The sequence below is a fragment of the Gordonia polyisoprenivorans genome, assembly GCF_017654315.1.
GTDB classification, from domain to species: domain Bacteria; phylum Actinomycetota; class Actinomycetes; order Mycobacteriales; family Mycobacteriaceae; genus Gordonia; species Gordonia polyisoprenivorans_A.
In genome coordinates this window covers 2,341,098-2,354,595 of the sequence record NZ_CP072203.1, presented here as the reverse complement: position 1 = coordinate 2,354,595, position 13,498 = coordinate 2,341,098, and the positions used below count along the sequence as shown (strand labels likewise).

11 protein-coding genes, 4 pseudogenes and 1 other annotated feature are annotated in these 13,498 nt (G+C 62.2%); of the genes and pseudogenes, 6 read left to right on the top strand and 9 right to left on the bottom strand.

The window, feature by feature from the left end:
- Nucleotides 1-190: 190 nt before the first annotated feature.
- Nucleotides 191-791, top strand: a pseudogene (locus tag J6U32_RS10525) (TIGR03086 family metal-binding protein).
- A gap of 227 nt (nucleotides 792-1,018) precedes the next feature.
- Here J6U32_RS10525 and J6U32_RS10520 read toward each other — a convergent pair.
- From J6U32_RS10520 to J6U32_RS10505, 4 genes are all read right to left on the bottom strand, one after another.
- A complete protein-coding gene (locus tag J6U32_RS10520; protein WP_208795294.1) occupies nucleotides 1,019-1,228 on the bottom strand; it encodes a ferredoxin in 210 nt (69 codons plus the stop codon).
- A gap of 34 nt (nucleotides 1,229-1,262) precedes the next feature.
- A complete protein-coding gene (locus tag J6U32_RS10515) occupies nucleotides 1,263-2,444 on the bottom strand; it encodes a cytochrome P450 (protein ID WP_208795293.1) in 1,182 nt (393 codons plus the stop codon).
- 337 nt (nucleotides 2,445-2,781) lie between these two features.
- On the bottom strand, nucleotides 2,782-3,666 hold the full coding sequence (locus tag J6U32_RS10510) for an SDR family NAD(P)-dependent oxidoreductase (RefSeq protein WP_244332780.1): 885 nt from the start codon (nucleotides 3,664-3,666) through the stop codon (nucleotides 2,782-2,784).
- Nucleotides 3,667-3,714: 48 nt separating this feature from the next.
- Nucleotides 3,715-5,187 (bottom strand): aldehyde dehydrogenase family protein, encoded by a 1,473-nt coding sequence (locus J6U32_RS10505; protein WP_208795289.1) that lies wholly within the window; start codon nucleotides 5,185-5,187, stop codon nucleotides 3,715-3,717.
- Between the two features lie 583 nt (nucleotides 5,188-5,770).
- Here J6U32_RS10505 and J6U32_RS10500 point away from each other — a divergent pair.
- On the top strand, nucleotides 5,771-6,886 hold the full coding sequence (locus tag J6U32_RS10500; RefSeq protein ID WP_208795287.1) for an acyl-CoA dehydrogenase family protein: 1,116 nt from the start codon (nucleotides 5,771-5,773) through the stop codon (nucleotides 6,884-6,886).
- Nucleotides 6,887-7,069: 183 nt separating this feature from the next.
- Here J6U32_RS10500 and J6U32_RS10495 read toward each other — a convergent pair whose 3' ends face one another.
- A complete protein-coding gene (locus J6U32_RS10495; protein ID WP_208795286.1) occupies nucleotides 7,070-7,264 on the bottom strand; it encodes a hypothetical protein in 195 nt (64 codons plus the stop codon).
- 172 nt (nucleotides 7,265-7,436) lie between these two features.
- Between J6U32_RS10495 and J6U32_RS10490 the strand changes: the two genes are divergently transcribed.
- Nucleotides 7,437-7,646 (top strand): hypothetical protein, encoded by a 210-nt coding sequence (locus tag J6U32_RS10490; protein ID WP_208795284.1) that lies wholly within the window; start codon nucleotides 7,437-7,439, stop codon nucleotides 7,644-7,646.
- 202 nt (nucleotides 7,647-7,848) lie between these two features.
- Nucleotides 7,849-8,226: a GNAT family N-acetyltransferase gene (locus J6U32_RS10485; protein ID WP_348273371.1), complete on the top strand. Its 378-nt coding sequence runs from the start codon at nucleotides 7,849-7,851 to the stop codon at nucleotides 8,224-8,226.
- A 41-nt stretch (nucleotides 8,227-8,267) separates the two neighbouring features.
- Here the strand turns inward: J6U32_RS10485 and J6U32_RS27840 are convergent.
- The 3 genes and pseudogenes from J6U32_RS27840 to J6U32_RS10465 all read right to left on the bottom strand — a co-directional run bounded on the left by J6U32_RS27840 (nucleotide 8,268) and on the right by J6U32_RS10465 (nucleotide 11,013).
- Nucleotides 8,268-9,135: pseudogene (locus J6U32_RS27840) on the bottom strand (IS5 family transposase).
- 74 nt (nucleotides 9,136-9,209) lie between these two features.
- Nucleotides 9,210-10,336: pseudogene (locus tag J6U32_RS10470) on the bottom strand (IS701 family transposase).
- Between the two features lie 236 nt (nucleotides 10,337-10,572).
- A complete protein-coding gene (locus J6U32_RS10465; protein ID WP_208795281.1) occupies nucleotides 10,573-11,013 on the bottom strand; it encodes a hypothetical protein in 441 nt (146 codons plus the stop codon).
- 219 nt (nucleotides 11,014-11,232) lie between these two features.
- Between J6U32_RS10465 and J6U32_RS10460 the strand changes: the two genes are divergently transcribed.
- Nucleotides 11,233-11,547: a transposase gene (locus tag J6U32_RS10460; RefSeq protein WP_208795279.1), complete on the top strand. Its 315-nt coding sequence runs from the start codon at nucleotides 11,233-11,235 to the stop codon at nucleotides 11,545-11,547.
- Here J6U32_RS10460 and J6U32_RS10455 read toward each other — a convergent pair.
- A pseudogene (locus tag J6U32_RS10455) lies at nucleotides 11,544-12,804 on the bottom strand (IS3 family transposase). The gene J6U32_RS10460 and the pseudogene J6U32_RS10455 sit on opposite strands and share 4 nt — an antisense overlap.
- Nucleotides 12,389-12,520 (bottom strand) — a sequence feature (AL1L pseudoknot). Its footprint overlaps the pseudogene before it by 132 nt.
- A 371-nt stretch (nucleotides 12,805-13,175) precedes the next feature.
- Here J6U32_RS10455 and J6U32_RS10450 point away from each other — a divergent pair.
- Nucleotides 13,176-13,481, top strand: a complete 306-nt coding sequence (locus J6U32_RS10450) for a transposase (protein ID WP_208795278.1) — start codon at nucleotides 13,176-13,178, stop codon at nucleotides 13,479-13,481.
- Nucleotides 13,482-13,498 lie beyond the last annotated feature (17 nt).

Below are 13,498 nucleotides of genomic sequence, written 5' to 3'. Positions count from 1 at the left end.
CTCCGATACATCCAGTTCGGCGGGAGCCGCGCCGCGGTCTGCGCTCTCCCTTGGAACTCTGCAGCATCAGAATGGACACCACCCGTTCCGCACGCACCCGATGAGCATTCCAGATAATCATGACAGAAGATGTCGGGTATCTGCGGTTGCCTGGTTCTTGTCAGCCTGAACAACCGGAAGGACCGAACCGATGACCACCAATCTGCCCGCCGACCCGCGCCCCCTCCATGCCGCCGCATCCCGCTGGGTCACCGATCTACTCACCGCTGTCCGCGACGATCAACTCGACTCCCCACCCCCTGCGACGAGTTCGATGTCCGCGCACCGGCCAGCCATTTGATCGTCGTCGCCGGTCGGGCAGTGGCGATCGGCGAGATCGGCGACGCCCTCGTCGAATTCGGCCAGGAGGATCGCCACGACGTCGACACCTACGCCGGACTCGCCGCCCGAGCCATCGACGTGTGGGCCGACGACACGCAACTTGCCGCGCCGGTGCGGGTTCCGTGGGGCGAGGTGCCTGGCGCCGGAGCGCTGTGGGGATATGTCAACGAGACCCTCGCCCACGGCTGGGACCTGGCCGTGGCCACCGGCCAGAACGCGCAGCCGGACCCGACGTGCGCTGAGGACACCCTCGTGGTGGCTCGCCAGTTCATCCCGGCCGAGATCCACGCAGACGACACCGTACCGTTCGGCTCGGTCCTCGAACCCCGACCGGACAGGGGGCCACCGAGCGACTGGCGAATTGGAGTGGTCGGTCGTCTGCCCGGTGGGCGGAGGTCAACTCGCGTTGACCTCGACATGATCTGGCGCGATGAAGCGCCACCACCCCGGCAGCCCAGAACGCGAGGGATCGTCGGGCCTTTGGAAACGCCAGTACATACCCCATTTTTGATACAACAGTATAACTGTTTGTCGGGCCCTGATCACTCCGGGCCCGCAAACCGATCCGGCTTCCACCGCGGACGTAGCGATCCTGCCGACAATGGCCACATCGACACACCCACCGTGGTCGAGCGCCTCATGCTGCCGGAGGGCCTCGGTCTTCGAGCACCAGGGCCTGCTCCGGACAGGCTCCCACTCCCCGCCGGACAATTGCTTCGTTTTCTGCGCACACATCGAACAGCTCGACTGTCGAGTACCCGTCGTCATCGATCGGGAAAAGTCGCTCATCTACCGCGAAGCACTGTGCATGTCCAACACAACGCTCCCGTTCGAGCCGAACTCTCATGTGCGGTGCGCCTGACTCATCGACGACGGGCCTATCACAGGTCGACCCTGATATTGGTGACCGTGCGAACCGCGATGTTGTCGTAGGTCAGTGCGTCCGCATCGATCTGGTATTCCGGAATGGCCCGTAATATCTCCTCGAGTGCGACTCTCAGTTCCAGTCGCGCCAAGTGGGAGCCGAGGCAGCGGTGGACGCCGCTCGCGAATGTCATATGACCGGTCTTCTCGCGGCCGAAATCGATATGCAGAGGCTCCGTGTGATACGTGGGATCCACGTTCGCAGCCGCCCAGAATGCGTTGACCTGCTCCCCTGCACTCACGATGAGACCGCCCCCTAAGTCGATATCGCTTTCGGGATAACGCATCCCGAACGGGACCGGCGATTCATAGCGCATCAGTTCTTCGATGGCCGGTCGCAAGATCGTTGGCTCCTCAATAAGCTGCACGCGGGCGTCTGGGTTCTTGCCGAGCCAGCTGATCAGGCATGACATCGATGCGGTCACTGTGTCGAGGCCGGCGAACATGAGCAGGAACAGGATGTTGATCAAGTCCGGTTCGCTGATGGGCTCGCCATCGATCTCCGAACGCATGAGATCGGCAATCACGTCGTCGTCATCGTCCAGGGCCCGACGCTTGTCCTTGAGGAAGGCGTCAAAGTACTCGAGCAGTCTGCCACCGGCGACAGCCATGTTCGCGTCGACTTCCTCGGTGGTCTCACCCGTCGGGTGGACCACGCCTTCTTTGAACTCCAGAAAGAAGTCTAGGTCCTCGATCGGGGCTCCTACCAGCCCCAAGAATATCTGACAGGGCAGCGGAACACAGTAGTCATCGTGTAATTCGGCACCACCCCTGGCCTTCGCGTCATCCAGCAGAACGCGGGAGAGGGTGCGGATCTGTTCCTCGAGCTGTGCGACACGTTTCGGCGCGAACATCGGATCGAGGAGCCTGCGCCACTTCTTGTGGTCGGCGCCGTCGATTTCCAAGGGAATCAGGCCATCGTGGCCCATACTTCCTCCACGCCCGCCACTTCCGAGAACGTCGGGATGTTTATTGACGGCAAGAATGTCCTCGTGACGATAAAGGTGCAAAGCGCCGTCGATGTGCTCGGCGCGGATGTCCCGCGCCTTCTCCATGTAGACGAGTTGGGGATTTGCCAAGGTCTTCACTTGCTGGGACAGACCGGCGATGCGCGGCTCGAAACGGGTCGTCGAGTCCATGGGGCACCTCCTAGAAGGTGGGCTGGAGAAGTGGTGGACTGACCAAGTGGATGGCACTGGAAATTCGTCCGGGGTCTTCGGTGGAGCGACGGACGAGTGGCAAGGCGGCGGAGCGAACGATGACAGCGTCATCGAGATGACGACAACGCAGCCAGTCGCTCATCGAATGCCGAAGTCGCCCGACGAATTTCCAGTGGGAAACACTAAGTTGCTGCGAAAGAATCCGAATAGCGACGCGTGCGATCAGCGCGCCATCGGCACAAAATGTCGTGGAGTCGGTTCCCGGCGCACCGATGAGTCGTACGGTGCGTCGGGAACCGGGTACTGCCACTGCTCACTAGCGGTCGATCTGATCCCTGAACTTGTCCGGGATCGACCCGGAGGTGATGTCGGCGCTTTCACCGAGATCGCTCGGGAAGATGATCGAAGTACGAGCGAACTGTCCACCATCGACAGACTGGATCGATTGGCCGGACATGTAGCGCGCTTCATCAGATGCGAGGAACAGAGCCAGGTTGGCGTTATCCCTGAGAACCGGCGGCTCGTCAAGTCGAAGCGGCATGGCACGATGATCTGGATCCCAGGGCTGCATCTCCTCATATGACTTGCCGAGCACGTCAGCATCTGACGGCAAGGCGAAGTTGATCGACATCCCGTGCGTGGGGCACAACGCATTTGCGCGGATGCCGAACTTTCCGAACTCCAGCGATGCCGCGCGCACGAGGCCGTTCACCGCCGCCTTGGACGCGGTGTACATGGGGAACCCCGGGTAGGCGTTGTAGGCCGACGCGGACGATGTTGCCAGCAGTGCCCCCGGCTTTGAGTTCGCGATCATCCACCGGGCGGCTTGTCGCCACGCGAGGTAGATACCGGTGGTGTTGACCGCAAAGATGTTGTTCCACTCATCGAGGGACGACTCCGCGAGCGGTTGCATGCCGAACCCAGGCTCCGGGATACCGGCGTTGGCCCACATCACGTCGATACGCCCGTAAGTGTCGACCGCGGTCGACACCAGTGCCGACATGTCCGCTTCGCTTCGTACGTCGGCGTCGATTGCCGAAGCCGTACCGCCCTTTTCGATGATCTCCTTAGCCACGGCCTGCGCGCGACCAGATACGACATCGCTGACGACGACGGTCGCGCCCTCCGAAGCGAACAGAAGTGCGCCTTCCCGGCCCAGACCGGAACCGGAGCCGGTGATCGCGACGATCTTGTCTTTCATACGCATGGTTGTTCTCCTTCTCGTCAGTGGGCCGGGCCGGCAATTTCGTCAGTGGGCCGGGCTGGCAATCGACTTGATCCGCAGGTATTCGCGAAATCCGGCGACACCGTGTTCGACTCCGTCACCACTGATGCCGTAACCGCCAAATGGAGCATCGGCAGACAGATAGAAGGAGTTGTTGATGTTGACCGTGCCCGCCCGCAGCTTGTGTGCGACTGCCCAAGCACGTTCCTCATCGGCGGACTGGACATAAGCGGAAAGGCCGTAGCGGGAATTGTTGGCCACGCGCACCGCCTCGTCGTCGTCTCCCTCATAGCGAATCACCGACAGCACGGGGCCGAACACCTCGGTCTGGGCGATCTCGGAGTTCTCATCGACGTCGACGACCACGGTCGGCTGATACCAGAAGCCGCGACCGTCCCGTTCGCCACGCTGACCACCCACGAGAACACGGGCGCCTTCCGCTCGCGCGCGGTCGACGAGTCCCTCGATTCGCTTGAGCTGTTCCTCCCGAATGATCGGGCCGACGACAGTGGCCGGATCGTTGGGATCTCCGCATTGCATGTTGCCGACCGCGACCTCGAGACGTTTGAGTACCTCGTCGTACACGTCGGCATGGACGACCATTCGTGTCGCGAGCGCGCAACCCTGTCCGGTGTTGGACATGCACATCGCAACTCCCACACCACAAGCCATGTCGAGATCCGCGTCGGGGAGGATGACGTTGGCCGACTTACCACCGAGTTCGAGCACCGAATGGCGGATACCGTTGGCGGCGCGCTCGGCGATGCGCTGACCAACCCCAGGTGACCCGGTAAAGTGGTAGAGGTCGATACGCTGGTCGGCGGTCATCGCATCGCCGACGACCGCCTTGTCAGCAGAACTGATCGCATGGAAGGCACCAGCGGGGATATCCGTGTCGGTCTTGACGACCTCAGCGAAGAGCGCTGCGGTCAGTGGCGTGTCCGGCGCGCTCTTGAGTACCACGGCGTTGCCTGTCGCGAGTGCGTGATGCACCTTCCAGATCGCCGTCATGAATGGTGCATTCCAGGGTGTGATTGCGCCGACGACGCCGTACGGCTCGTAAACCACTCTGCGATCGCTCTTGAATCCCAGCCCCTCGTTCGGGCCGAGGTCTTCCTCCCACTGAAAGGCCGTGATCAAGTCATTGAAGAAGTCCATGCCCTCGATCATGTAGCGCACGTGGGTATAGATATTGCCCCGGCAGATACCGGCTTCCGCTACCAGCAGGTCCTCGAACTCATCGGCGCGTGCGCGCAGTCCCTCCTGCAACTGCACCATGCAGCGCTTGCGGAAGTCGCGATTCGTCGCCCAGTCCGAGGTATCGGCAAAAAGTCGAGCAGCGGCAATTGCTTCCTCGACGTCTTCCACGCCCGCATCGGCGGCTTCGGCCACCACCGACTCGTCCGCGGGGTTGATGACCGGGTACCGCTTTCCTGACTTCGCATCGCGGAATTCGCCGTCGATGAACAGCCTTCCCTCGATCTGACCGTTGGGCATGAGATCTCCTCAGACTCGATTGCGGTTATGTATATGTGCTGGGTGCGATCGCCGGCCCACGCAACGAGGTACCGCGGGGACAGCATCAGACAGGTTGCGCCCCAATGGCTTATCGAAGTTGACATCGATTCCAGGAGGACCTCACCGTGTACGACTGTGATGCGTATCGCATGAATGATTAAACTGTATGGCGTACCTCACGTCAAGGGAGCGCTCCTCCCTTAGCCGAGGTTCAGAGACGCCGGCCGCGCAGACGTCCGACGATCCCCCAGACTTCGAGTGGCTTTACTTTACACTGTAACAATTACGCGGCATGATGGTGACCAGCCACTTCAACCGCCCAGGAGGCACTGTGGAACCATCAACCGACACTCCGCTGCTCGATGCAGCCAAGCGCTCCGAGTACATCAACGGACTCAACGCCGAGACCCTCTCGGCATTGATGCGGTCGACCTGGACCTGGGACGATCGCGCTCTCCGACGTCGACTCAGCGAGGCATTGGTGGGCCTCACCGCGGTTCGCGAGATGCGTCGCGGAAAGATCGAATGCTCTCCGCATGTGGTCGACGCCGCTGAAGCGCGGTTGCTCGCCGAGCTCGGCGAGTTCATTGCCGAAGTTCTTGGTCCGCGACTTCTGATTGAGACCGGGAACCCCTTCCGCGACAATCTCTTACCACTCGTCGCTGCGACGGCTGAGCTCACGGCCGACGCAGACCGGGCCATCGAGTTGCTCGCCGTCGACATCGCTGGGCATGTCATCGAACGCAACGAGGATCTGACCACCGTTGTCACCGAGGATCAGTGGGGTTCGCTTGCCTTCGACGGCGCGGTCGGAGCTGCAAAGGTCGCGTATTCGGCCGGGTTCGGACTGAGCGACACCGAATATTTCGCCGCGGCGGGATTGGGCGCCCAGGCACTGCGAACCGCAGCCTCGCCCACCGACACCTCAGTGGACCTACGCCACAGCACTCTCGCAGCTGCAGAGAAATCCGGATCATGGGACCCGGCGCTCGTCCGCACCCGCGCGCATCCGAGCGGCGACCGGTGGTCCATCACCGGGGAGAAATGGTACGTGCCCGGCACCGAGAGCGCCGATACCCTGCTCGTCGTTGCGCGAACGGCCGGTGGCCCCTCCCTTTACCACGTAGCCCGGTCCGCGCCAGGAGTCGACGTCGAGGTCTTGCCAAGCCTGGACCCGGCACGCCCCTTAGGGCACATCACCTTTACCGATGCTCCCGCCACTCTCATCGGCCGTGAAGGTGCGGGCGGGCGAATCATGAATCGCACCGTTGACAAAGCAACCACCGTGCTCGCCGGCGAACAGACTGGAATGGTCGACCGCGCGTTGAAAACACTGTGCGAGCTTCTCCCGCCCTGCAACGACTCGGCCGCTTGGAATCATTTCACCCGTAAGGTCGCGGAGCTCGAGGTGGTTCGCCAGACCGCGACCGCACTCTGGTACCGCGCAGTCAAGTACGACACCAACGACAATCTGGACAGCGCCGCGGTTGCCGCGGCAATGGCCCATATCGGTTGCTCCTCAGCAGTCCGGGCGGCGGCGCTGGAGATCACAACCGTGGCCGACGATGTCGATTCCAGGTTCGTCGAGACGTTCCGCATACGGGCCCGCGCCACCGATCTACTGCTCGGCGGTCCGGCTCTCTCACACGAGCGCCTCCTCGAACGCCTGGGTATCTGATCGGACAGTTACGGACACAATGCATCAGGCCCTGGGGCGCCAGCCGAGGGCCTGATTGTTGTTCCGGCATGACGGTCGGGAGCCGAGCTCGCATCCGGGCACAGCGTTCAACGCGTAACGACATACGTTGCCATCCCGACAGACATGTCGGGTCGGCAACGGCAGATTAGCGCATGAATCGAGTCAGAGCCGCACGCGCGTAACAGTTCCCAACTCAAGGACCTGGCCCCAGATGCCGGTCGGCGCATTCGTCACACTCTCGCGTCGCGACAGGATCGAGGAGATTGCGAGATCGCCGTTTCGGGTGGTGACTTCCCACTCCGCACCGTTGACAACAACCTCGTTGACGCCGAGCGTTTGCCCCGGCTGCCACCGCATCGAGTGACTCCTCGTCAACGCCGAAGGCGGCACCGCCGGTATGCCCATTCGATGTCACGGTCCAGATCGTCCCACGCCACGTTGGAGTCGACGTACTCATCTCCGACGCGATAGATGCCGACACCGAATAGCTCGGCACGCGCAGCTTCTTGGCCGCATCGATCATCATCTGGTGACTCATTCCTTCACCGTTCTCGGGAACCTCGCAGCACTCGAGCTGTGCTGGAAGGTCATTTTCGAGCGTCAGCAACGCGACAGCGACGCCCACCCCGAGCCGCGCTTCCAGATCACGCGTCACCCACTACTGGAGTTCAGCGACGTCGTTCGTCCGTTCGAGAACAGACCCGCCTCGCGAACGCAGGTGCTCCATGGGAGCACGTGACCGGATGATCTGGAACATCCCGTCGCTAAGCCGCTAGGGCGTGTTGCTAAACAGGTGACCGCTGCCTGTGCGTCTGCCATCGCTCTGGGATGATGGGCTGATGATGTCTTTGAGAGGGGAACCCTCCGTGCCTGCTCTGTGTCTTCGGCCGTCAACCGGGGCTGCGGAGTATCCGGCGCTCGTTGAGATTTGGCGCAGCGCGGTGGATGCGACGCACGACTTCCTCGCGGATGCTCATCGCGACGAGATCGAAAGCCGCCTGCAGCCTGACTACTTCCCCACCGTGACCCTCTCGGTCGCAGAACTTGATGGTGAACCGGTGGGATTCTCCGGTGTTCTCGACAGTAATCTGGAGATGCTGTTCGTTGACGCGACACGACGCGGAGCTGGAATCGGCACGGCGCTCCTCAACCATGCAATCACGGAGCACGGCGTCGCCAAGGTGGATGTCAACGAACAGAACGTGGCGGCTGCAGATTTCTACGCTCACCGAGGATTCGAGGTCGTTGGTCGCAGCGAGACGGACGAGGCTGGCCGGCCGTACCCGTTGCTCCACATGAAGCTCAACGAGCCGTCCTGACCCGCGTATTCGCCACCCCGTAAGAAGCTCCCCTGGCCGAACTACAACCATTGGAGCGTCGCAGCGAGGCACACTCCCGCGTGATAGTTGCGAGCCGTCTTGTCTGAGCGCATCGCGATGCCGCGCCACTGCTTGAGTTTGTTGAAGCACCGCTCGACGACGTTGCGGCCACGGTAGCGTCTGCGTTGATCCTCGCCGAAATCGATTGGGCGGCCTGACTTCTTTCGTCGGTGCGCGATCTGATCGTCCCGTTCGGGAATCGTCACGGCGATGCCGTGCTGCCGGAGCCAGGCCCGGTTCGCTTTCGACGGGTACCCCTTATCGGCCATCACCCGATCCGGGCGGGTCCGTGGCCGGCCCCGCCCGACGGGTACCCGGATTTGCTCGAGTGTTGCGACCATCATCCTGGTGTCTGCGGCCTGTCCAGGTGTGAGGATGAACGCGAGCGCGCGGCCCTTCCCGTCGCAGACTAGATGATTCTTCGTCGTCAATCCGCCGCGGGAACGACCGATCGCGTGGTCGGGTGGCTCGTCAGCGAACTTCTTGTAGTTCGACAGAGCCCCCCGTATTCCGCGGTAACGTCGCGCCGTGCTGATGCACGCGCACGATCGTGGAATCGATCGACGTCACCCAGTCCAGGTCGCCCGACTGCTGCGCGAGAGCCTGCGTCTTCTCCAGCACGCGCGCCCAGACACCTTGGCCGGACCATCGGTTGAAATTCTTGTAGATCGTGTTCCAGTTCCCGAATCGTTCCGGCAAGTCCCGCCACGGAGCCCCGGTGCGAAACCGCCACGCCGTCGCCTCGGCTACCACACGTCGAGCTACGGGCGGTCGGCCGGTCGCCTTCGCAACCGGGAACAACGGGCCGATTACGGCCCATACCTCATCCGAGATCACATCACGCGACATGGCCTCAAGCCTCACCCACGTGCCAGCGAAGAGGGTTTAGCAACACGCCCTGGTACTACAGCCGTAGATCGGGTTCATTGTTGCGTTGACCTGCGGCTTTGATGGCATTGTTGGGCTCTTCGTTGGTGTCGTCGTCGCCAGAGTGACCAGTCGAGTATCCGGTCGCGGGTGGTGTGCAGGGGCGCGAGCATCAGTGTGATGAACAAGCGGCGAAATTCGTTGACACTCAACCGGATCAATGCGGGATTGGGGTGTTCGGTGCGGCGTTGAGTCGCGGTGGTGACAGCCAGGAAGGCGTGGGCGAACATCACCAGGATGGTCCAGCGGTGCCACGAGGTCCAGGTGCGGACCTGATGCTGATCCGGGCCGGTCAACCCTTTGCTGGTCTGAAACGATTCCTCCACCGTCCAGCGTCGTCCGGCTACCCGCACCAGGGCGGCGAGGGTGGCTGGCCGGGGGCTGTAGCAGCGGTAGGACGCCACCTCGCCGGTCTCGTCGTTGCGGCGGATGAGTACCGAACACTGACCGCCACGGGCGGGGGTCTCGGTGGAAGTGCCCCATGCCCACGAGTAGAGACGATCGCCTTTGGTGCCGGTTCCGGCTGAGAGGCGTTGCCAGGCGCTGGTGGGCATGGTGGAGGCGATGTCGGCGACACACTGCTCACCAGTATCGGTGGGGATGCGTCGATCCTTGGAGATCGCCAGTACATACCCGATCTGGCGTTGCTGCACCACGGTTCGGAGATTCGGGTCCACGCCGTAGACCTCGTCGCCGGCGACCCAGCCAGCGGGTACGTCGGCATCGAGGGCGCGGTCGATCAGAGCGTGGCCCTTGGAGCTGGTGTAGGTCATATACACCGCCACCTGCCAGTTCTCTATCCGGCCCGCCGTGCCCCAGTACTGTCGTTGCACCCCACAGTTTTAGTTCCCTTCTTCACATCACCGGTCTCATCGACGACCAGGATTGCGTCGGGTTCGGCGAACGCGTCGATGACCATCGCACGCAGGTCCGCACTGATGTCATCAGCATCCCACTTAGCCCGAGACAGCAAGTTCTGCAATCTGTCCGGTGTCGAGTGCCCCGACGGCTCAGCCATCGTCCAACAATTCTTGGAGTCGATCGCCGAGAGGACCGACAACACGAACGCGCCCGCATTACGGGCAGCCTCGCACCGCGCGAACCGCGGTGCAATCTGATCGATCAGCACGTCCAAGCCCGACTGCCACCGTTGATGGTCTACCCTCAAACCTGCGGCTGCCGCGGGCGTATTTGGTTTCTTCACAAATTCTGAATCATGCCCCGGCAGCCGTCCTGACCAGAGCAAACACGCCACACAACCTCAGCGACAGCTATCTACGGCTGTAGTACTAGGCTTTGGCTATTCTTCGACGATCTCCCAGACATCGCTGACGACAACGGCTTTGCCGTCGACCGCCGTCACGTCGCCGGTACGACCAGCGATCCACATCCGGGCGTGGGTGCGGCCATCGATGAGGGTTTGGTGGTCAGTCGCGCCAGGTCACCGGAGCAGAAACTGGATGTGAGGTGCGGCACGGTTGTTCGAGATCGGTGGCGGCCGCTCGCCGACCTGCCCTGCAGGCAGCGCTCGCCCGATGCGACGTCGAACACCTCGGGGTAGAGGGTGTCCTCCCGCGACTGAAAGGCGTCGAAACCCGTCCCCTCCCTGGTGGTCCCGGTGTCGCCCACGCCGGTGTAGCTGATCACCGCGGCACCCCGGTCCTCGGTGACCTTACGTTTCAAGACAGCGCCCATCGGCTGGCCGGCGAACGAGAAGGACTTAGACGCGAATGCCTGGCGGAGAACATAATTCGATTCGCGCTTCTCGACTTCCACGATCGTCGTTAGATGGACCAACATCGGATCATCCACACGTTCAACGACATACAAGATGGTCCCACCGACCACAGAGATGACCGACGCGAACTCGGCCGCCGTTGCGCTCCCACGTTCCATAAGGTCGATCATCAGCGTCGGGACCAGACCGCCGGATCGGACGCAACTTCGGTACGCAAAGACAACTCGATACTGTTATGTCTATTGGGGCGTGTCTCCAAATTCTGAGTGCTGTTGTGGCGCATGATTTTGGGTGTGTCGAGATTTCAGGTGTTCACCGATGAGCAGTGGCTGCTGCTCGAAGCCGTCTTGCCGTCGTCGGATGGTATGCGGGGACGTCCTTTTCGTGATCATCGGCAGGTGATCGAGGGAATTGTGTATCGGGCGCGCACGGGATGCCCGTGTCGTGATCTGCCCGCGGAGTTCGGGCCGTGGCAAACGGTGTGGAAACGCCATCGCCGCTATAGCGGTGATGGCACCTATGACAAGATTCTGGCCGTGCTGGCCGCCGATGCCGACGCACGTGAACCGTCCTGGACTGGGTGGAGACCTGGTTAGGCCACCTCCGTCTCAGAGGTGACGCTCTCACGGTAGCGCGTCTCGTATTCGATGGGTGAGCAGTAGTCCAGCGAGGAGTGCAGGCGGTCGGTGTTGAACCAGAACACATACGCTGCGGTCTCACGTTCGACCTCGGCGCGGTCGGTCCAGGTGCGACTGGTGTTGATGAGTTCGGTCTTGTAGAGCCCGATCGTCGATTCCATCAGCGCGTTGTCGAGGGCATCGCCAACCGATCCGATGGATCCGGTGATGTCGGCCTCCTGCAAAGCCGCGGTAAACGCCAACGACGTATATTGACCAGGTTCAACCGGTGTCGCTGTGGTGCACCAAACCTGTTGCAGTGAAGTCGAATACAGATCTACTTCGGGTGAACAACGCTTGCTTGACCACACTGGTCACCAACGGCGTGTGTTTGCTGGTCATGACCCGCCACCCGAGGATGCGTCGGGAGAACACATCGACGAGAAACGACACGTACACGAACCCGGCCAACGTCCACACATAGGTGAAGTCGGCCACCCACCACTGATCCGGTCGATCTGGTGTATCCCATTGCCGGTCAACATGATCCGGGAATCGTGGCGCTTTGTCATCGCGATGGGTGGTGACGGTGCGGTGAGAACCCCGGACAGCTCCGGAGATCGGCGCAGATCCCCATCAGCCGGCCCACCTGATCGCGACCCATCGGGTGTCCTGCTCGCCACATCTGGTGATGCATCTTGCGGACCCCGTAGACACTGCAGTTCTTGGTGAACTGCCGGAACACCTCGTGTGCGGCGTACGCCTCGGCCAGCGCGGCCGCCGAGACGACACCACGCTTCTTGCGGGCGTAGTAGGTGGACGGGGCGATCTGCATTCCGTACTCGGTGAGTACCCGGCAGATCGGATCGACCCCGAACCGGTCCTTGTGATCGTCGATGTAGTCGACGATCAGTGCAGTCGGCGGTCGATCTCCGCCGCCGCGAAAAACGCTGACGCTGTCTTCAAAATCTCGTTGGCTCTGCGTAATTCGGCGTTCTCGCGGCGCAACTCGCGCAGCTCAGCACTCGGCGCCTCCGCCGATGAGGCACTCGCGGTCGAGACGGCCGGCGTGTCCTTCCCGATCCAGTTCCGCAACGTCGCTGGATTGATGTCAAGCATCTCCCCGACATGGCGCCGCGCCGCCAACTTCGCGCCACCGACCTCGGCCAGCCGATCGTGATACATCCTCACTGCCCGCTCACGAGTCTCCTGGTCAAACTTTCGTGCTGCTCCCATACCGACATTCTCCTGGTGAGATCACGGTCTCCACCAGACCCAGGACGGTTCAACGCGAGGTGCTGGAATGGTCGGTCTCGGTCGATTCCACCGTCGCCCGCGCCCACCAGCACGCCACGAACCTCCCGCGCCACACAGGGGGATCTGTCGAATTACACCAATCGTGGCAACGAGCCGGCTGACCACGCGCTGGGCCGCTCACGCGGCGGCATGAACTGCACAGTCCATGCCCTGGTCGACGGACGTGGACTACCGCTGGTGGTCTTGTGCGGTCCAGGTCAGGGTGGTGATTCGCCTATGCTCGAGCCCTTGCTCGACCAACTCAAGGTCGCCCGCCCAGGACGTGGTCGGCCACAAACCCGGCCGATGCGGTGCTGGCCGACAAGGCCTACTGCGGGCGTGCCCATCGCGAAAACCTGCGCCGACGCGGCATCAAGGCCGTCATCCCGCAACGCGACGATCAGATCGCCCACCGCAAGAACAAGGGCTCCGACGGAGGCCGACCGATTTCCTTGGACAAAGAAGCCCACAAGGGCCGCAACGTCGTTGAGCGCCTCTTCAACCGCATCAAGCAATGGCGCGCAGTCGCTACCCGCTACGACAAACTCGCCCTAACCTACCGCGGCACAGTCCTTCTCGCCGGAATCCGACTCTGCACTCAAACCCTCACACAATAAAGAGACACGCCCTAGCT